This is a genomic window from Dactylosporangium sp. NPDC000244 (assembly GCF_040300725.1).
Taxonomy (GTDB): Bacteria; Actinomycetota; Actinomycetes; order Mycobacteriales; family Micromonosporaceae; genus Dactylosporangium.
Genome location: NZ_JBEPEH010000048.1, coordinates 18344 through 35774, shown reverse-complemented (window position 1 = coordinate 35774; position 17431 = coordinate 18344). Strand labels below are relative to the sequence as shown.

General features: G+C 74.8%; 18 protein-coding genes. 10 read left to right on the top strand and 8 right to left on the bottom strand.

Going from position 1 to position 17431, the window contains the following annotated elements; genetic code table 11:
- Positions 1-43: 43 nt before the first annotated feature.
- Together ABT369_RS48040 and ABT369_RS48035 are read left to right on the top strand one after the other, a co-directional pair.
- On the top strand, positions 44-376 hold the full coding sequence (locus ABT369_RS48040) for an ArsR/SmtB family transcription factor (protein ID WP_350623607.1): 333 nt from the start codon (positions 44-46) through the stop codon (positions 374-376).
- Complete coding sequence (locus ABT369_RS48035; RefSeq protein WP_350623605.1) at positions 373-1176, top strand: SRPBCC family protein; 804 nt, start codon at positions 373-375, stop codon at positions 1174-1176. The genes ABT369_RS48040 and ABT369_RS48035 overlap by 4 nt, the downstream gene beginning before the upstream one ends.
- Before the next feature lie 7 nt (positions 1177-1183).
- Here the strand turns inward: ABT369_RS48035 and ABT369_RS48030 are convergent, their stop codons facing one another.
- The gene (locus tag ABT369_RS48030) at positions 1184-1927 is read right to left on the bottom strand and encodes an SDR family oxidoreductase (protein ID WP_350623603.1); all 744 of its coding nucleotides are present in this window, start codon (positions 1925-1927) and stop codon (positions 1184-1186) included.
- 53 nt (positions 1928-1980) lie between these two features.
- On the opposite strand from ABT369_RS48030, the gene ABT369_RS48025 reads away from it, so the two are divergent.
- Together ABT369_RS48025 and ABT369_RS48020 are read left to right on the top strand one after the other, a co-directional pair.
- Entirely contained in the window at positions 1981-2697 is a 717-nt protein-coding gene (locus ABT369_RS48025; protein WP_350623601.1) for an IclR family transcriptional regulator, read from the top strand.
- A gap of 8 nt (positions 2698-2705) precedes the next feature.
- Positions 2706-3350, top strand: coding sequence for a class I SAM-dependent methyltransferase (locus tag ABT369_RS48020; RefSeq protein ID WP_350623599.1), 645 nt, complete (start codon positions 2706-2708; stop codon positions 3348-3350).
- Positions 3351-3438: 88 nt separating this feature from the next.
- Here the strand turns inward: ABT369_RS48020 and ABT369_RS48015 are convergent, their stop codons facing one another.
- From ABT369_RS48015 to ABT369_RS48005, 3 genes are all read right to left on the bottom strand, one after another.
- Positions 3439-4413 (bottom strand): CATRA system-associated protein, encoded by a 975-nt coding sequence (locus ABT369_RS48015; protein ID WP_350623597.1) that lies wholly within the window; start codon positions 4411-4413, stop codon positions 3439-3441.
- A gap of 50 nt (positions 4414-4463) precedes the next feature.
- A complete protein-coding gene (locus ABT369_RS48010) occupies positions 4464-5138 on the bottom strand; it encodes a cytidylate kinase family protein (protein WP_350623595.1) in 675 nt (224 codons plus the stop codon).
- A gap of 180 nt (positions 5139-5318) precedes the next feature.
- Positions 5319-5870, bottom strand: coding sequence for a TetR/AcrR family transcriptional regulator (locus ABT369_RS48005; protein ID WP_350623593.1), 552 nt, complete (start codon positions 5868-5870; stop codon positions 5319-5321).
- Between the two features lie 135 nt (positions 5871-6005).
- Between ABT369_RS48005 and ABT369_RS48000 the strand changes: the two genes are divergently transcribed.
- From ABT369_RS48000 to ABT369_RS47980, 5 genes are all read left to right on the top strand, one after another.
- Positions 6006-7028 (top strand): aldo/keto reductase, encoded by a 1023-nt coding sequence (locus ABT369_RS48000; RefSeq protein ID WP_350623591.1) that lies wholly within the window; start codon positions 6006-6008, stop codon positions 7026-7028.
- 258 nt (positions 7029-7286) lie between these two features.
- Positions 7287-8114, top strand: coding sequence for an ion transporter (locus ABT369_RS47995; protein WP_350623589.1), 828 nt, complete (start codon positions 7287-7289; stop codon positions 8112-8114).
- An 88-nt stretch (positions 8115-8202) separates the two neighbouring features.
- Positions 8203-8391, top strand: coding sequence for a hypothetical protein (locus ABT369_RS47990; protein ID WP_350623587.1), 189 nt, complete (start codon positions 8203-8205; stop codon positions 8389-8391).
- An 11-nt stretch (positions 8392-8402) separates the two neighbouring features.
- On the top strand, positions 8403-9005 hold the full coding sequence (locus ABT369_RS47985) for a dihydrofolate reductase family protein (RefSeq protein ID WP_350623585.1): 603 nt from the start codon (positions 8403-8405) through the stop codon (positions 9003-9005).
- Entirely contained in the window at positions 9002-9922 is a 921-nt protein-coding gene (locus tag ABT369_RS47980; RefSeq protein ID WP_350623583.1) for an NAD-dependent epimerase/dehydratase family protein, read from the top strand. Before ABT369_RS47985 ends, ABT369_RS47980 begins: the two co-directional genes overlap by 4 nt.
- A 5-nt stretch (positions 9923-9927) precedes the next feature.
- On the opposite strand, the gene ABT369_RS47975 is transcribed toward ABT369_RS47980, so the two are convergent.
- Positions 9928-13368, bottom strand: coding sequence for a hypothetical protein (locus ABT369_RS47975; RefSeq protein WP_350623581.1), 3441 nt, complete (start codon positions 13366-13368; stop codon positions 9928-9930).
- Entirely contained in the window at positions 13365-13658 is a 294-nt protein-coding gene (locus tag ABT369_RS47970; RefSeq protein ID WP_350623579.1) for an ArsR/SmtB family transcription factor, read from the bottom strand. The genes ABT369_RS47975 and ABT369_RS47970 overlap by 4 nt, the downstream gene beginning before the upstream one ends.
- A 391-nt stretch (positions 13659-14049) precedes the next feature.
- Between ABT369_RS47970 and ABT369_RS47965 the strand changes: the two genes are divergently transcribed.
- A complete protein-coding gene (locus ABT369_RS47965) occupies positions 14050-15669 on the top strand; it encodes a TROVE domain-containing protein (RefSeq protein ID WP_350623577.1) in 1620 nt (539 codons plus the stop codon).
- Here the strand turns inward: ABT369_RS47965 and ABT369_RS47960 are convergent.
- Together ABT369_RS47960 and ABT369_RS47955 are read right to left on the bottom strand one after the other, a co-directional pair.
- Positions 15608-16324 carry a hypothetical protein gene (locus ABT369_RS47960; protein WP_350623575.1) on the bottom strand — a complete coding sequence of 239 codons (717 nt, stop codon included), beginning with the start codon at positions 16322-16324 and terminating at the stop codon, positions 15608-15610. The two genes, ABT369_RS47965 and ABT369_RS47960, sit on opposite strands and share 62 nt — an antisense overlap.
- Before the next feature lie 47 nt (positions 16325-16371).
- The gene (locus tag ABT369_RS47955) at positions 16372-17415 is read right to left on the bottom strand and encodes an NAD(P)-dependent alcohol dehydrogenase (protein WP_350623573.1); all 1044 of its coding nucleotides are present in this window, start codon (positions 17413-17415) and stop codon (positions 16372-16374) included.
- Between the last annotated feature and the right edge of the window lie 16 nt (positions 17416-17431).

Sequence of the window (17431 nt, the reverse complement as noted above, 5' to 3'; positions counted from 1 at the left end):
CCGTGCCGTTGACGGTATATACCGTTGGGGGTATGTTCGAGGGGTGCTTTCGATCTTCGAGGTGCTGTCGCTGCCCGCGCGGCGGGAGATCATCGAGCGGCTGCGGCTCGGGCCGCGGTCGGTGAGCGAGCTCGCCGACGAGCTCGGGGTCAGTCAGCCGATCATGTCGAAGCACCTGCGCGTCCTGCGCGATGCTGGGTTCGTGAGCGTGCGCGCCGATGCGCAGCGGCGGTGGTACGAGCTGCGCGCCGAACCACTCATCGAGGTCGCGCAATGGCTGGAGCCGTACCGCTGGATGTGGGAGCACCGCCTCGACCGGCTCGGTGACCGGCTCGACGCGATGCGCGACGAGGAAACAGGAGGGCCGCGATCATGACCGAACCCGAGCTCATCGAAACCGGGCCGCGACCGGCCGTACAGGTGATGCGTGTCTATGACCATCCGATCGAGCGGGTCTGGCGAGCGGTGACCACGCCGGAGCACCTGGAGCAGTGGTTCCCCACCGCCGCCGACTTCGATCTGCGGCCGGGGGGCCGGATCCGCTTCGGCGACCTCGGCGACGGCGGCTCCGAGGGGGAGGTGCTCGCCGTCGAACCGCCGCACCGGCTCGACTTCCTGTGGGGCGGGCAGCGCTTCGAGTTCCGCCTGGCGCCCGAGGGGGCCGGCACCCGCTTCACGCTCGTGCACCACTTCGACGACCGGGCCGGCGCCGCCAGCTTCGCGTCCGGATGGGAGACCTGCCTGCGGGCGCTTTCGGCGGTACTGGCCGATGAGCCCCCGCCTCCGCCCGGACGCGCCGTGGCCCGCCACGAGGAGCTGGTGGGCCGCTTCGGCCTCGACCGCCCGCAGGTGACCCGCTCCGGGTCCGGCTGGCACGTGCGCTTCGAGCGCCAGCTGACCGGCCCGGCCGAGGAGGCCTGGAGCAGCTTCTTCGGCGGCGACGCGCCCGGCGTGGGGGAGCCGTTCCAGGGATACGGCACCGTCACCGCGGCCGACCCCGCCAAGACGTTCGCGTGCCCGGGCGTGCGCCTGGCGCTCGGTCCCGGCACCGGGCACGGCGCGCGGCTGGTGCTGGAGGCCGATGGCACCGGCGAGCCCGAGCTCGCCGCGGCCGTCGAGCGGTGGAGCGGCGCGGTCGCCCGCGTCGCCCGCGAGGCCGCCGCGAGCAGCGCCTGACCCGGGCTCAACGGCCGCCGGTGACGTCGATCGTCGTGCCCGTCACGTAGGCGGCGTCGGGGGAGAGCAGCCACGCCACCGCGCCCGCGACGTCCTCGACCGTGCCGGCGCGACCCAGCGGCTGGTGCGGGCCGAGGCGGCGGGCGCGGCCCGGTTCCCCGCCGTCGGCGTGGATCTCGGTGTCGATGATGCCCGGGCGGACGCTCGTGACGCGGATGCCGAACTGGGCCACCTCCAGCGCCAGCCCCCGGGTGAGCGTGTCCACCGCGGCCTTGCTTGCGGCGTAGTCGACGTACTCGCCCGGCGCCCCGAGCTGCGCCGCCTTCGACGAGATGTTCACGATCGCCCGGTCCGGCCGGTCGCTGTCGCGCATCCGGATCACGGCCTCCCGGCAGCACAGGGCCAGCCCGACGACGTTCACGGCGAGGACCCGCGCCCACCGCTCGGCCGAGATCTCCTCGAACGCGCACTGCCGCTCGAGCACGCCGGCGCTGTTGACCAGGCCGGCCAGCGGGCCCATCGCGTCCGCGGCCGCGAACAGCTCGCCGGCCCCGGCCGGGTCGCCGACGTCACAGGCGACCGCCCGCACCGGGCTGTCCGCGCGGTGCAGCTGCGCGACCAGTGCTTCGGCGCGTTCGGCGTTGCCGCGGTACCCGAGGATGAGCCCCCGGCCGGGCACCCCGGCGAGCCGGCGGGCCACGCCCGCGCCGATCCCACGGGTCCCGCCGGTGATGACGTACACAGCCTGCATGGGTGGTGACCGTACGAGGACCCGAGGCCGGCGGCGAGGTCCAGAATCACTGAGTGAGTCACACGATGATCGGCCGGGTCCTGGCGCTGCTCGACGCCGTGGCCGGCGCGGGCGCCATCGGCCGCCGCGACCTCGCCCGCGCGGCGGGCCTGCCCCAGGCGACGGCCAACCGGATCGTGGCCACCCTGCTCGAGCAGCGCCTGCTCGCCGAGTCGCCCGCGGGCCTGCGCCTGGGCCTGCGGCTGTTCGAGCTCGGCACCCTCGCCGGCGAGTCCGGGGTCAGCCTGCTCGACGTCGCCCGCCCGTACCTCGTCGACCTGCACGGCGCCTTCGGCTGGACGGCCCAGCTCGCCGCGCTCGACGGCGACGCGGTGATCTACCTACTCAAGGTCGACTCCCACCGCCGCCCCCGGCTCGGCACCCGCGTCGCCGGACGGTTCCCGCCGCACTGCACCGGGGCCGGCAAGGCGCTGCTGGCGTTCGGGCCGCCCGAGGCCGCCGAACACCTCCCGCTGCCGGCCCGCACCCCGGCCACCATCACCGACCGGTCCCGCCTCGCGGCCGACCTGCGCGCGACCCGCCGCCGCGGCTACGCCGTCGACCGCGGCGAGTTCCAGTCGGGCATGCTCGGCGTCGCGGCACCCGTCCGCGTCGCCGGCCGCCCCTTGGCCGCCGTGACCCTGGCCGGCCCCGAGGACTCGCTGGACGTCCCGCGGGCCGCCCACGCCCTGCGCGTCGTCGCCCGCATGATCGAATCCCGGCTGCGTTAGGGTTCGGCATGGGCGATCTTGATCGGCAGCGCGAGTACTGGGACACGACCGGCACCACGAAGACCTTCGGCCACCCGTTCGACCCGGCCTGGCTCGCCGGCCTCGCGCCCACCGCCCGCATCCTCGACTACGGCTGCGGCTACGGCCGCCTCACCGGCGAGCTCGCCGGCCACGGCTGGACCGGCGTCGAGGGCGTCGACGTGGCCCCGCAGCTCCTCGCCCGTGCCCGCGCAGCGCACCCGGCGGCCCGGTTCACCGTGCTCGACGAGCCGCCGCGGCTGCCGCACGCCGCGGCCGCGTTCGACGCCGCCCTGCTCTTCGCCGTCCTCACCTGCATCCCCACCGACGAGGGCCAGCGCGCCCTGCTCGCGGAGCTGCACCGGGTCCTCGCCCCGGGCGCGTTGCTCTACGTGAGTGACATGGGCCTGCAGGACGACGAGCGCAACCGGGCCCGCTACGAGCGGTTCGCGGCCGTCCACGGCACCTATGGCGTCTTCGAGACCGGTGACGGCGCGGTCGTACGGCATCACACCGACGCGTGGTTCGCGGACCTCTTCGCCGCCTTCGACCCCGTCGACTCCCGCGAGATCCCGGTGCGCACGATGAACGGCAACCCGGTCAGCGCCCGCCAGTTCCTCCTGCGCCGGGTCTGACCGCAAAATCGGGTCTGGCGCAACCGCGCCGACTCGGGCTAATCTTCTCTGCGAGACCGGCATCTTCCCCCGTGGATGCCGGTCTCCATTACGTTACGGCCCCGTCGGCTCGCTCGGTCCGCTCCGCCCGCGCGATCAGCGCGACGATCCGGTGCTGGAGCGCAGACGGGCACGAGTCCACCCGCGACGAGTCGCCGGCGCCGGGCGCGAGCAGCTCGATCCGCTGGTGCAGCAGGCCCAGCCGCTCCCGGTCCCCGTCGCGCAGCGCGGCGTCGAGATGCTCGGTCAGGCCGTCGAGGAGCAGCCACCCGTCCGGCGGCAGCCTCCAGGCGAGGGCCTCCCGCAGCACCGTGACGACGTCGCGGGCCGACCGGTCGTCCGGCGGATAGGGCAGGAACTGGTAGCCGACCCCGCGCACCGTGAGCAGATGCCGCGGCGCCGCCGGCTCCGGCTCGATCTTGTCCCGCAGCCGCTTGATGTGCACGTTGAGCGTGTTGCTGTCGCCGGCGACCCCGTCCCAGACCGAGGCGAGCAGCTGCTCGCGCGGCAGCGTCCGGCCCGCGTTGCGCACGAACGCCTCCAGCAGCCGGAACTCCTTGCCCGCCAGCTCGACCCGCTCCCCGGTGACGGTCGCGGTGCGCGCGGCCGGATCGAGCGCGACCGGCCCGGCGGCGATGACGGCCGGCAGCCGGTTCCCGGCGGTGCCGGGCCGCCGCCGCAGCACCGCCCGGATGCGGGCCACGAGCTCGCGCGTCCCGAGCGGCCGGATGACGCAGTCGTCGGCCCCGTGCTCCAGGGCGAGCAGGATGTCGTCCTCGCCGGCGCGGGCGCTCACCACGATGATCCCGACGCCCCGGCGGCCGCGCATGGTCCGGCAGAGCTCGAGCCCCCGCCGCTCGATCCGGGCGACGTCGAGCAGCACGAGATCGGCGCCGTGCTCGGCGAGCTCCGGGACCGCGTCGCCGAACGCGACGGCCCGGGCGTCGTAACCCTCACCGCGCAGCAGCGCGGCCGGCGCGGCGGCCGATGACGGGTCCTCCGAGACGAGCAGCAGGCGGGTCACGCGAACCAACATAGGCGACGAGTGTTAACAGCAGGGTTCGCAAGGCCGACTCACCCGCGACTTGACCCGCGGGTGAGTCGCATGGCCTCGTCGTTGTGCACGATGATGTCGGCGTGATCGGCCGGGCGGACCGTGGCGAAGTAGAACTGCTGCGCGGGAATGTAACGCTCGCGCCATCGTCGTTCGACGTCGGCGCGAGATGACACCCCGCGCTCCCGGATCACGGCACGATCCACCGTCTTCTCGAGTTCGGTCGACACGAAGACGCGCAGGTCCCACCGGTCGATGAGTTCCGGGCGCATGAGGAAGACGCCGTCGAAGACCAGCACGGCGTCGGCGGGTGCGGTCGCGACCGGCGGGGACAGTACGGCGTCCGCGGTGTGGTCGTAGACCGCGTGCTGGAAGCGTCGATCTCCGCCCGGGCCGAGCGGATCGAGCAGGACCCGGGTCAGCCCGTGGTGGTCGTGGGCGTCGAAATAGCAGCCCTCGGCCGAGAACTCGCCGCGCGGATAGCGCTGTGCCCGGGGAACGAGGAAATCGTCGATCGTCGCGCGGATGACCTCGCGGCCCTGTGCGCGAAGGACGACGGCCAGCTCGTCGGCGAGCGTGGTCTTGCCCGCGGCGGGCGCTCCGTCGATGGCCACCCGCGTCGGGTGTGCGACGGTGACGGACCCGACCGCCTCGGCCAGGCGGGCCAGCACCTCGTCGCGGCTTCCTCGGTCCATGTCCTGCCCCGTCCCGGTCTCGCGAAGGTCGCCGTGCCGAGCCGACCCTATGCTTTTTTCGCGCCGCTCGCGCCCCCGGATTCGGCGTGCGCGGGCTTATCTCTTCGGCATCGGCGGGCTTTGACGTGCGAGCAGGGAACGCGACATCGTCCGGCCCGAGTAGACCGGCGCCGGCGCCGGTCAGGGGCGCAGGCCGGCCAGGAACACGTCGACCAGGCGGCGGCCGTAGCCGGGCTCCTCGCCCGGCACCGGCTGGCACAGCAGGGCGACCGCGTGCAGGATGTCCACGGCGCGCACGCCGGGGCGGATCTCGCCGGCCCGCGCCGCGGCCTCGATGAGCGCGTCCAGCACCGGGGACATGCGCTCGTAGAAGTACACCCGCAGGCGCTGGTGCGCGGCGTCGCCGGCCTGCAGCGCCGAGGCGAGCCCGGCCTTGGTCGCGACGAGCTCGGTGTAGCGCCGCACCCACATCGCGAGCGCCGCGGCGGGCGGCTGGGCCGCGCTCAGCTGCGCGCCCGCCGCGGCGCACGCGTCGATCTCGTGCTCGAGCACGGCGATGACCAGGTCCGAGCGCTGCGGGAAGTGGCGGTAGAGCGTGCCGACGCCGACGCCGGCCCGGTCGGTGATCTCCTTCGCGGGCGCGTCGACGCCCGACTCGGCCAGCACGATCTTCGCGGCCTCGAGCAGGGCTCCGAGGTTGCGCTGGGCATCGGCGCGCCGCGGGCTGGACACCAAGGTGCTCCTGTTCTGTCACATTCTGTCGCAAAGTGCTGTTGCTCTCTGCGAAGTGCGGTTGCGGAAACGGAAAGGCTTTCCGTATGGTGAAGCGGAAGGGCTTTCCGGTTCACCATACGGCAGGAGACCGCCATGCAGTACCGCACACTCGGCCGGACGGGCATCAAGGTCAGCCCGTACGCGCTCGGCACGCTCATGTTCGCCACGTCCGTCGGCAACGCCGATCCCGCCGACTCGGCCCGGGTCCTGCACAAGGCGCTCGACGCGGGCATCAACTTCATCGACACCGCCGACGCGTACGGCGACTCGGAGGAGGTCGTCGGCAAGGCGCTGCGGGGCCGGCGCGACGACGTCGTGCTCGCCACCAAGTTTGCCCGCCCGACCGGCGAGGACCCGAACCACCAGGGCGGCTCGCGGCGCTGGATCATGCGGGCGGTCGAGCACTCCCTGCGCCGGCTGCAGACCGACTACATCGACCTGTACCAGGTCCACCGCCCCGACCCGTCCACCGACATCGAGGAGACGCTGTCGGCGCTGTCGGACCTGATCCACAGCGGCAAGGTGCGGGCGATCGGGACCTCCGGCCTGCCGCCGTCGGACATCGTCGAGGCTCAGTGGGTCGCCGAACGCCGGGGACTGGAGCGGTTCCGGACCGAGCAGCCGGTGTACTCCCTGCTGAACCGCGGCATCGAGCGCGAGGTGCTGCCGGTCGCCCAGCGCTTCGGCCTCGGCACCCTCGTCTGGGGCCCGCTGGGCCAGGGCCTGCTGACCGGCCGCGTGCGCAAGGGCGGCGAGAACGACCTGAGCCGCGCCCGCTTCTTCAAGCACCTCAACGACGAGCGCCGCCTCGACGTCGTCGAGCGGCTCATCCCGCTCGCCGCGGAGGCGGGCCTGCCGATGACGCACCTCGCGATGGCCTTCACGATCGCGCACCCCGGCGTGACCAGCGCCCTGCTCGGCGCCCGCACGGAGGCCCAGCTCGACGACCTGCTGGCCGGCCTGGAGGTCGCCCTGACCGACGACGTGCTCGACCGCATCGACGAGATCGTCCCGCCCGGCACCGACGTGAGCATGGTCGACCAGGCCTACGTCCCGCCGCCCCTGCAGACACCGCACCTGCGCCGCCGCCCGCTCGCCGAACGCTCCGCCGCCTGAGCGCTCTCAGGATCGAGGTGGAGTAGGGGCCGCGTCGAAGAGGGCGAGCTCCTCGGCGTCCGGCGGCTCGAACAGCGGGGCGTAGAGGTCGAGCGTCGCAGATCGCGGCGGGAGCGCTCCACGCCGGCGCCGGGCCGCCGGGTTGCGACCTCGTGACATATGGCCGATCTGGCCCCTGAGCACTTGCCGCGCGGTGGTCGGTAACGGTGAGATCGTCGAATGGTCGATACGGCGCGGGTGGCTCAGTGGTGTGCGGGCGTGACGAAGTCGCGGGCGTTCGAGGTGGCGATCGTCCTGCTCGTCGGAGCCAACGCGCTGGTGCTCGCCGTCGAGACGTACCCGCATCCGGGCGCCCTCGGCGACCTGCTCGACGAGCTCGAGTGGGGGTTCCGGGTCGTGTTCGTGGCCGAGATCGCGATCCGCATCCTCGCGCACGGGCGGCGGCCGCAGGACTTCTTCAAGCAGGGCTGGAACGTCTTCGACTTCGTCGTGATCGCGGCGGCGTTCGTGCCGGGGCTGCACGGCGACTCGGCCGCGCTGCGCGTGATCCGCATCGCCCGCGTGGTGCGCCTGGTCCGGTTCTCGCCCGGCCTGCGCACGATCGTGACCGCGCTGCTGCGCAGCCTGCCCGGCGTCGGCGGCTTCCTCGCGCTGGCTCTGGTGACGCTCTACGTGTACGGCATGGTCGGCTGGCTGATCTTCGGCGACACGTATCCGAACGAGTACGGGACCATCGGCCGCGCGGTGGTGACCCTGTTCGTGCTGCTGTCACTGGAGAACCTGCCGGACCTGATCCAGCAGGGGGTGCAGCTGTCGCCGTGGACGCTCGTCTACTACGTGAGCTACGTGCTGCTGGCCGCCAACCTCCTCATGAACATCCTCATCGCCGTCATCGTCAACTCCATGGAGGAGGCGCGCCGGCTCGAGATGACCGACGGCCTGTCGCCGGGCTACGACGTCGACGGCGACGGCGTGCCCGACGAGATCGACCGGATCGCGGTCAGCCAGCGCCTCGACGACCTGCGCGCGCTCGTGCAGGAGCTGGAACGCGACCTGCGCATCGACCGCGGACCGGGGGCGAAATGAGCGAGTCGTACGTCGAGCGGCCGCCGCGGCCGGGGCCGCCGCGCCGGGGCGTCCGGGCGCGGACGGCGTCTCCACGCTCGCGGTCGACGTGGGGTACGCCGACCAGGCCCACCTCGGCCGCGAGTGCCTGCGCCTGAGCGGCCTCACCCCGCGGCAGCTGCTCGGCACCGGGTCGCTGGACCGGTGCGCGTGCGGCCACGACCACTCGGCCTCGTACCGGCCGTTCCTGCGCGGCGTGCGCGATTCGTTCCAGACCGGCCGGCGCCGCGACCGCTAGGGTCCGAATACGTGCCCAAGGTTTTCAGCGCCCTCGCCGTCTCCGTCGACGGCTTCATCAGCGGCCGCACCCCGGCCGGCGAGCCGGAGTTCGGCCGCGGTCTCGGTGACGCCCCGATGCTCTTCGACTGGTACTTCACCGGCGACACCCCCAGCCGCGAGTTCGACGGCTTCAAGCTCAGCGCGCCCAGCGCCCGGGTCTTCGACGCCCTCGCCGCCCGGGTCGGCGCCTCCGTGGCCGGACGGACCACGTACGAGCACTCCAGCGGCTGGAGCGGCGGCAGCCCCCACCCGACCGCGCCGCTCTTCGTCGTCAGCCACCGCCCGGTGCCCGGCCTCGGCGCGAGCCAGACCCTCGCGGCGGGCATCGAGGACGCGGTCGCCGCGGCGCGCGAGGCCGCCGGCGCCAAGGACGTCGCCCTCATGGGTGGCGGCGTGGTCACCGCGGCGCTCGAGGCCGGACTGGTCGACGAGCTCGTGCTGCACCAGGTGCCCGTCCTGCTCGGCGGCGGCCACCGCTACTTCCGGGAGCTGCCCCGCCACGTCCGCCTGCGCCTGCTCGAGATCGTCCCGGCCGACGGCGTCACGCACCTGCACTACGAGGTGATCCGGTGATCCTCGTGACAGGCGGGCTCGGCATGATCGGCGCGCACACCGCCCGCGCCCTGGCCGACCTGGGCCACGACGTCCTCGTCACGACCCATCACCGTGCCGAGGTCCCGGCGTGGCTGGAGGGCCGGGTGACCGTCGAGCCGCTGGACGTCACCGACCGCGCCGCCTTCCTGGCCCTCGCCGACCGTCACGCCGTCAGCGACATCGTCCACCTGGCCGGCAGCATCCCCGGCGACGACCCGGTCGCGTTCTTCCGCCACGACCTGGCCGGCCTGCTGAACGCGCTGGACGCGGCCCGCGCCCGGCGGGTGCGCCGCTTCGCGGTGGCGAGCAGCCTCGGGGTGTACCTCGGCCGCCCCGAAATCCCCTGGCACGAGGACCTGGCGCTGCCGGCCGCGGAGCTGCCGCACCTGATCATCGCCTTCAAGAAGGCGGTCGAGCCGCTCACCCTGCACGCCCTGCAGGGCACCGGCATCCAGCCGGTCGTGCTGCGGATCGGCACCATCTGGGGCCCGCTCGTCGACCCGGAGTCGCCGTTCTTCCACATCCCGTCCTACATCAGCGCCGTGCTCCGCGGCGAGCAGCCTCCCCGGTTGTACGGCTCCGACGGCGGCGACCGCTGCTACGCACCCGACGCCGGCCGGGCGATCGCGCTGCTGATGACGGCGCCGACCCTGCGGTACGACACGTACAACGTCTCCAGCGGCGTGCCGTCCACCAACGGCGACTTCGCCGCCGCGCTGGAGTCCGCGATCCCGGGCCTGCGGCTGGAACTGCACCCCGGCCGCGAGCACGGCCCCGGCGAGGACCCGTACCTCGACATCACGAGACTGACCGCCGACACCGGCTTCACCCCGGCCTTCGACGTGCGCGCCGCGGTCGCCGACTACGTCGCCTGGCGCGCCGCCAACCCTCGCTGACCGGGTCACCAGGCTTGGGCGGGTGCGCCGTCGTCGTCGAGGCCGTAGCGCTCCACCATCTCGGCCGTGACCCGGTCGCCGCGGCTGCGGTGGAGGCGGGCGAGCTCGGGCAGGGCGGCGGGGTCGCCGAGGTTCGCCGCGCGCACGCAGTACGCCTCGCCCCGGTCCGGGTGGATGCGGGCCAGCACGAGCGGTGCGTGCGCGTACAGCGGCGCCGCCCGCACCGCCGGCGGCTCGTCCGTGGCCAGGCGCCGGGCGATGAGCGGGGCGAGGTTCGCGGGCCGCGCCCGCAGGCCGAGCCGTTCGGCCCCGGCCAGGTCGCCCGTCATGGCCCGCAGCGCACAGAGATCGTCGACCGCGCGCGGGTGCCCGTCGCGGGCGGCCGCGACGGCGAGCCGCTCGGCGCGGTCCGGCTCCCCGTCGTCCTCGGCCCGCATGTGGGCGAGGCCGCTCAGCGCCTCCGCGTCGCCGCCCTCGTACGCCGCCCACCGCAGCGCCTCCGCCTCCGCGGCCCGCCCCTGCCGGTCGCGCAGCGCGGCCCGGTGCCGCAGCACCGCGGGGTGCCCGGCCGCGTCGTCCAGCGGCGCCAGGCACTGCGCGGCGGCGTCGTCGCCGCGCTCGACGGCCAGCCGCAGCAGCGTCACGGCCCCGGCCACGTCGCCGGCGGCCGCGCGGGCCGACCCGAGCTCGACCAGCGCCGCAGTGTGCCCGAGCTCGGCGGCGCGCCGCGCGTACGTGCCCGCGGCCGCCGGGTCGTCGCGGTGCAGGAGCCGCACGAGCGCGCTCGCGGCGTCGGCCACCCCGCGCCGGGCCGCGTCGCGGAAATGCTCCTCGGCCGCCGCGGCGTCGCCCTGGTGCTGCCGGATGCGCCCGAGGTCGAACAGCGCATCGGGGTCGCCGCTCGCGACGGCCCGTTCCAGCAGCCGTACCGCCCCGTCGGCGTCCCCGCCGCGCCGCCGCTGCCGCGCGAGCCGCCGCAGCGCCGAGCCGTCGCCCAGCACCGCCGCCCGCCCGGCCAGATCCTCGGCCTCGGCCGCGCGCCCCGCGGCGGCGGTGAGCACGGCGATGTCGGCCAGCGCGGACGGGTCGCCGTAACGGCCCGCGATCACCGCCAGGCGCAGGCCGTCGGCGTGCTCGCCCCGGCGGAAGCGCTCGACCGCCAGGCCCCGCAGCGGGCCGGTGTGGCGGGCGCAGGCCAGCCGCAGCGCCATCGCCAGGGCTCGCGTGACGCTGATCGCCAGGCAGGCGTCGAGCCGGTGCCGGGCGCCGGGCGCGGTGATGTCGGCCGTCCGCTGCCGCAGCGCCGCGACGGCCCCCGCCTTGCCGAGCCGCCGCTGGTCGTCGCGGAGCGCGTGCAGTTCGGCGGCGTGCCCGTACGACGCGGCCGTGACCGCGCACCGCTCCGCCGCGGCCCCGGACCGCCCCGCCGTGGCGCCGGACCGTTCTGCCGTGGCCCCGGACCGTTCTGCTGTGGCGCCGGACCGCCCCGCCGTGGCGCCCGACGGCTCTGCTGCGGCGCCCGACCGTTCCGCCGTGGCCCCCGTGGCCCCGGGACGCCCCGCCGCGCCGGTCGCCGCAGCCCGGCGGTGCAGGTCCGCGAGGCGCCGCAGGGCCGTGGTGTCGCCGCCGGCGGCCGCCCGGCGCGCGAACCGCTCGGCCTCGGCGTCCTCGCCGCGCTCGTGCGAGATGAGGGCCAGCGCGCCCGCCGCTGGGACCGATGCGTGTTCGGCCGCCGCCCGGTACAGCGCCTCGGCCCGGGTCGTGCCCGCCGCCGGGACTGACGCGTGCTCGGCCGCCGCCCGGGTTGTGCCCGCAGTCGGGTCGCGTTGTGGCTGCCGGCGCGCCAGCTCGCACAGCAGTTCCGGATCGCCGTTCGCGGCCGCGGCCCTGGCCAGCGCGTCGGCCCGCCCGGCGTCGCCGCGGTCGTCGGCGAGCACGGCCAGGCGCCGCAGCGCGAGGCCGTCCCCGCGCTCGGCCGCGGCGATGGCGAGCCGGGCCGCCCCGCGCGGGTCGCCGGCCCGCTCGCGCAGCATCGCCAGGCGCACGAGGGCCGTGGTGTCCCCGCGCGCGGCGGCGAGCCGGTACACCTGGGCGGCCCGCGCGTACCGGCCCCGTCGCTCGGCCTGCTCGCCGATGGTCCGGTCGGCGCATCCGGCCCAGAACGGCGCGGGCGGGAACACGGCGGCCCGGCGGATGGCCCCGTCGTACAGCGCGTGCTCGGGGACGGCGGGGTCGACGGTGCCACCGAATCGCCAGGCGTCGATTGCGGCATCGAGCGCCGGCCCGGGTGGGAACTCGGTGGCCTGGCGGGTGGCCCCGTTGTGCGGCGCGTGCTCGGGGACGGCGGCGCCACTGAAGCGCCCGGCGTCGAGGGCCGGCCCGGGCGGGAGCACGCCGGGGTGGGCGGTGCCACCGAAGCGCCCGGGGTCGAGCGCCGGGGCGGGGATGGGCGTCTGTGGCGTGAGGACGCCGGCGTCGCGCAGCAGGGGCCGGATCGGGGTGTCGGGGGTGCCCGGCGGGGGTGGTGCGGTGAGCCGGGCCCAGTCTGCGGGCCACAGCGGCAGGACGATCAGGACCGGGGCCCGGTCCGGGTCGCGCAGCCGGGCGAGCACCTGCGCCAGCAGGCCCGGCCGCTCCAGGGCGGCGTCCACGTGCACGCGGGGCGCGGCATCGGCCAGCCAGATGACGGTGTACGGTCCGGCGGCGTCGAGTGCCGCGCCGCGCTCGGGCCGCCAGAGGCGCCAGAGGCCGGGCAGCGACCGGACCGCCGTCCACGCGGGGCGGGCGCGGGCGGGTCCCGGCGGGCCGACGAGCGCGAGGATGCGGCTCGCGCCGGAGCGGGCCGCGGCGACGATCCGGGCCGCGGTCTCGTCGGACTGGCGCTTGGCGGTGGTGTCGAGCGCGTCGGTCTCGTCGGACCCGTGCTTGGCGGTGGTGTCGGTCTCGTCGGACTCGCGCTTGGCGGTGGTGTCGAGCGCGTCGGTCTCGTCGGACCCGTGCTTGGTGGCGGTGTCGGTCTCGTCGGACTCGCGCTTGGCGGTGGTGTCGGTCTCGTCGGGGGAAGACGTTGCGGGCGCGTCGAGGGTGGCTGGGTCGGCCTCGCTCACGGGTATGCCGGGGCGGCGGCCGTGCAGGGTTCGGGTGGCGGCCCGGGCCGTTCGCCAGGCCGCCCGGACGGTCTCGCCCGCCGCCGACGGGTCGCGGCCGGCCGCTCGGGCCAGGGCGGCGCCCACGATGACCGCGTACTGCTCGCTCGGCAGCCCCGAGTCGCCGCGCAGCATCGCGCCGATGGCGGTGCGGGTCGGGCCGTGTGCCGCGCCGAAGCGGGCGGCGACGCTGCGGGCGTGCTCGGCCACGGCGGCGAACGCCGGGCGCCCGGCCTCGACGTAGAGCCCGTGCAGCAGGTCCTTGAACTCGCGGACCGCGCCGGACCCGGGCCGCGTCACGGCAGGTCGCCGAAGAAGCGCACCGCCGCGGCCAGGACGCTCGCGACCTCGGGGTCGGTCAGGCGGTACACGATGCTGCGGCCGTCCTGGGCGCGCTCGACCAGCTGCGCGTGGCGCAGGATGCGCAGGTGCTGGGAGGTCAGCGTCTGCGGGGCGCCGGTGGCCGCGACGATCTCGTGGACGTGCAGCTGGTGGTGGACGATGAGCAGCTCGACGATGGCCAGCCGCAGCGGCGCGGCCAGCGCGCGGAACAGTGCGCTGATGCGCTCGTGGTGCGCGGCGTACGGCATCGGCGCTCCTCGACGACCGGGGTGGACGCGGAGACGATACGCGTTGTCATTTCGGATAACGAGACATCGCATTGCGATATGCGCATGCGGCTGCGCGTCGGACCCGGTGCGGTTCTTGCCACCCACGGAGGCCGGGATGTCTGGCGGGAGCAACGGTCCGCAGGTGACGCGGCCCGAGCCATGGAATAAATGGTTTGCGTCTGCGAACTTCGCGCGCCTAGGGTGATCGGGCGCTTCCCGGTGCGAAGGCTACGGTTCCTTCCTTTTACCGAAAACAAAGCACCGTCGCCGCATTGGTCTCGGGGAGCGCCCAGCACAGCATCCCGGCGGAGGTTCGACCCCTCCAACCATGCTTCGCAGTCGACATGTGGTGTCATTCCGGGGGATCGCTGTGCCCAGATTCAACCTCAAGCTGCGCGAGAACCAGCACGAGCGGCCCGACTACGGCTCCGAGTTCGACGTCAAGGTCGTGTGGCGGCCGTGGCCGGTGCGGTGGCAGCCCGTCGTCGAGCCGCTGCGCACCGAGGAGGGCGCCGCCGGGTTCGAGCGCGAGCCGCGGGCCGAGCTGTTCCTGCTCGCAGTGTCCAACATGGTCGGTGAGGACACGTTCTACGAGGCCGCCGAGGCGCGCGACGCGCGGTTCCGGGCGCTCGTGGCCGACGTCGCCGTGGCCGATCCCGAGTGGTTCGCGCGGTTCGTGCCGTGGCTGAGGACCGGGGCGATGCTGCGCACGGCCTCGGTCGTCGCGGCGCTCGAAGGGGCCCGCGCGCAGCTCGCCGCCGGGATTCCGGGGTCGCGGGCGGTGGTGAGCTCGGCGCTGCGGCGGGCCGACGAGCCCGGCGAGGCGGTCGCGTACTGGCTGTCGCGCTACGGCCGCTCGCTGCCGAAGCCGGTGAAGCGCGGCATCGCGGACGCCGTGGTGCGGCTCTACCACGAGCGGAGCCTGCTCAAGTACGACTCCGACCAGCGCGCGGTGCGCTTCGGCGACGTCATCGAGCTGACCCATCCGGTCGCGCGGGACGAGCGGCAGGGCGAGCTGTTCCGGCACGCGCTCGACCGGCGGCACCGGCGCGGCGGCGACCCGCCGGCGTCCCTGCCGGTCGTCGCGGCGCGGGCCGCGCTCATGGCGGTGCCGGTCGAGGAGCGGGCGGCGGCCGGCGATCCGGCGCTGCTGCGCGCGGCCGGCATGACATGGGAGGCGCTGGCCGGGTGGCGTCAGTCCACGATGGACGCTCGCGCGTGGGAGTCGATCGCGCCGACCATGGGCTACTTCGCGCTGCTGCGCAACCTGCGCAACTTCGACGCGGCCGGGGTGAGCGACGCCGTCGCCGCGCAGGTGGCCGCGCGGCTGGCCGATCCCCGCGAGGTCGCGGCGTCGCGGGTGCTGCCGATGCGCTTCCTGTCCGCGTCCAACGCGGTGCGGCGGTCGCGGTGGTCCGGCGCGCTGGAAACCGCGCTGCAGCACGCGCTGCCGAACGTGCCCGCGCTCGGTGGGCGGCTGCTCGTCCTCATCGACACGTCGGCCTCGATGGACAACCCGTTCAGCAGGGACGGCACGCTGAAGTTCTGGGACGCGGCCGTGGTGTTCGGCATCGCGCTCGCCGCCCGCGCGCAGGAGCCGACGATCGTGTCGTACTCGTGGGGCAGCAAGGTGTTCCCGTCCGTGCCCGGCGAGCCGGTCCTCGCGGGGGTGCGCCGGTTCCGCCAGGGCGGGTACTTCATCGGCCACGGCACCATGACCGAGCGGGCGGTGCGCGAGCACTACGACGGGCACGACCGCGTCGTCATCCTCACCGACGAGCAGGCGCACTACCACGGCTCCGGCAACGTGGCGGCCGCGGTGCCGAAGGAGGTGCCGGTCTACACGTGGAACCTCGCCGGGTACCGGGTCGCGCACGCCCCGGCGGGCCCGAACCGGCACACGTTCGGCGGGCTGTCCGACGGGGCGTTCAGCATGATCCCGCTCGTCGAGTCGGGCGAGGAGGGGCGCTGGCCGTTCGCCGGCGCATGAGCACCGCCAGCGCCAGCACGGTGCCCGCGCCCTGCACGGCCAGCACGACCGGCATCGACAGCGACACCCCGGTGAACAGGTCCGCGAAGAACGCGACGAACCCGCCGATCACGATCGCCAGCGCGACCCGCCGGGCCCGTGGCCGCCGCGTCACGCGCCGGCCGCCCCGCGCCGCCCCCGCGAACGCGGCGGCGTACCACGTCAATCCCGCCGCGACGGGGACCGCCGGCACGAAGAAGGGCAACTGGTCGCCGGGGCTGTCGATGGTGCTCCGGGTCTGCCCGCCGGCGGAGACGGCGACGATCGCGTCGTCGAAGCGCTCCAGCGTGACGACGATCCCGCCGGGCGGCACCGACCGCCACTCGCGCGGCGGATCGGGGACGAGCACCTCGACGCCGTTCGCAGTGTTCAGCCGGAAGAGGTCACGGCTGCGGCCCTCGCGGGTGTCGACCGGACCGGCGTCGAGCACCGTCACGGTCTCCCGGTCCCGGCACCCGGACGCGACGGTCGCCGAGCACAGCGGGGCGCGGCCGTACCGCCACGCCTGCGAGCCGTGCACGACCAGGACGGCCATCACCCCGGCGGTCAGCGCCCCGAAGAGCACGACCGCGATGACCCCGACCCAGTACGCCCCGGGCGCGACGATGCCCCGCACACCTGGCATTGTGCAACATCAATGCCAGGTGTGCGGGGCTTTCCGGTTCAGCGCAGGGTGTCGATGTCGATGACGAAGCGGTACCGCACGTCGGAGGCGAGCACCCGCTCGTAGGCCTCGTTGACCGCGTCGGCGCCGATGACCTCGACCTCCGGGGCGATCCCGCGCTCGGCGCAGAAGTCCAGCATCTCCTGCGTCTCGGCGATGCCGCCGATGCTGGAGCCGGCGAACGTGCGCCGGTTGCGGAACAGGGCGAACACCGGCACCTCGAGCGGCTGCGGCGGGGCGCCGACGCTGACCAGGGTGCCGTTCAGGCGCAGCAGGCCGAGGTAGGCGGCCATGTCGATCGGGGCGCTGACCGTGTTGATGATCAGGTCGAACCGGTTCTTGAGCGCCTCGAAGGTCGCCGGGTCGCTGGTGGCCTGGTAGTCGCCGGCGCCGAAGGCGAGACCGTCGTCCTTCTTGCCGAGGGTCTGCGACAGTACCGTCACCTCGGCCCCCATCGCGACGGCGATCTTCACGGCCATGTGGCCGAGCCCGCCGAGCCCCACCACGGCGACCTTCGTGCCCGGGCCCGCGTTCCAGTGGGCCAGCGGCGAGTACGTGGTGATGCCGGCGCACAGCAGCGGGGCCGCGGCCTCGTACGGGATCGCCTCGGGCACCCGCAGCACGAAGTCCTCGTCGACGACGACGTGCGTGGAGTAGCCGCCCTGCGTGACGGTGCCGTCACGGTCGAGGCTGCCGTAGGTGCCGACGTTGCCCTTGAGGCAGTACTGCTCCTGCCCGGCCCGGCAGTTCTCGCACTCGCGGCAGGAGTTGACCATGCAGCCGACCCCGACCCGGTCGCCCACGGCGTGCCGGCTGACCTCGGCGCCGACCTCGGCGACCCGGCCGACGATCTCGTGCCCGACGGTCAGCGGGTAGGGCACCGTGCCCCACTCGCCGCGGACCGTGTGGATGTCGGAATGGCAGATGCCGGCGTAGCGGATTTCGATGAGCACGTCGCGCGGGCCGAGGTCGCGACGCTCGACGGTGGTGCGCACGAGCGGGTCGGTGGCCGAGGTCGCGGCGATGGCGTTGACGGTGAGCAAGGTGTCCTCCGGTGCA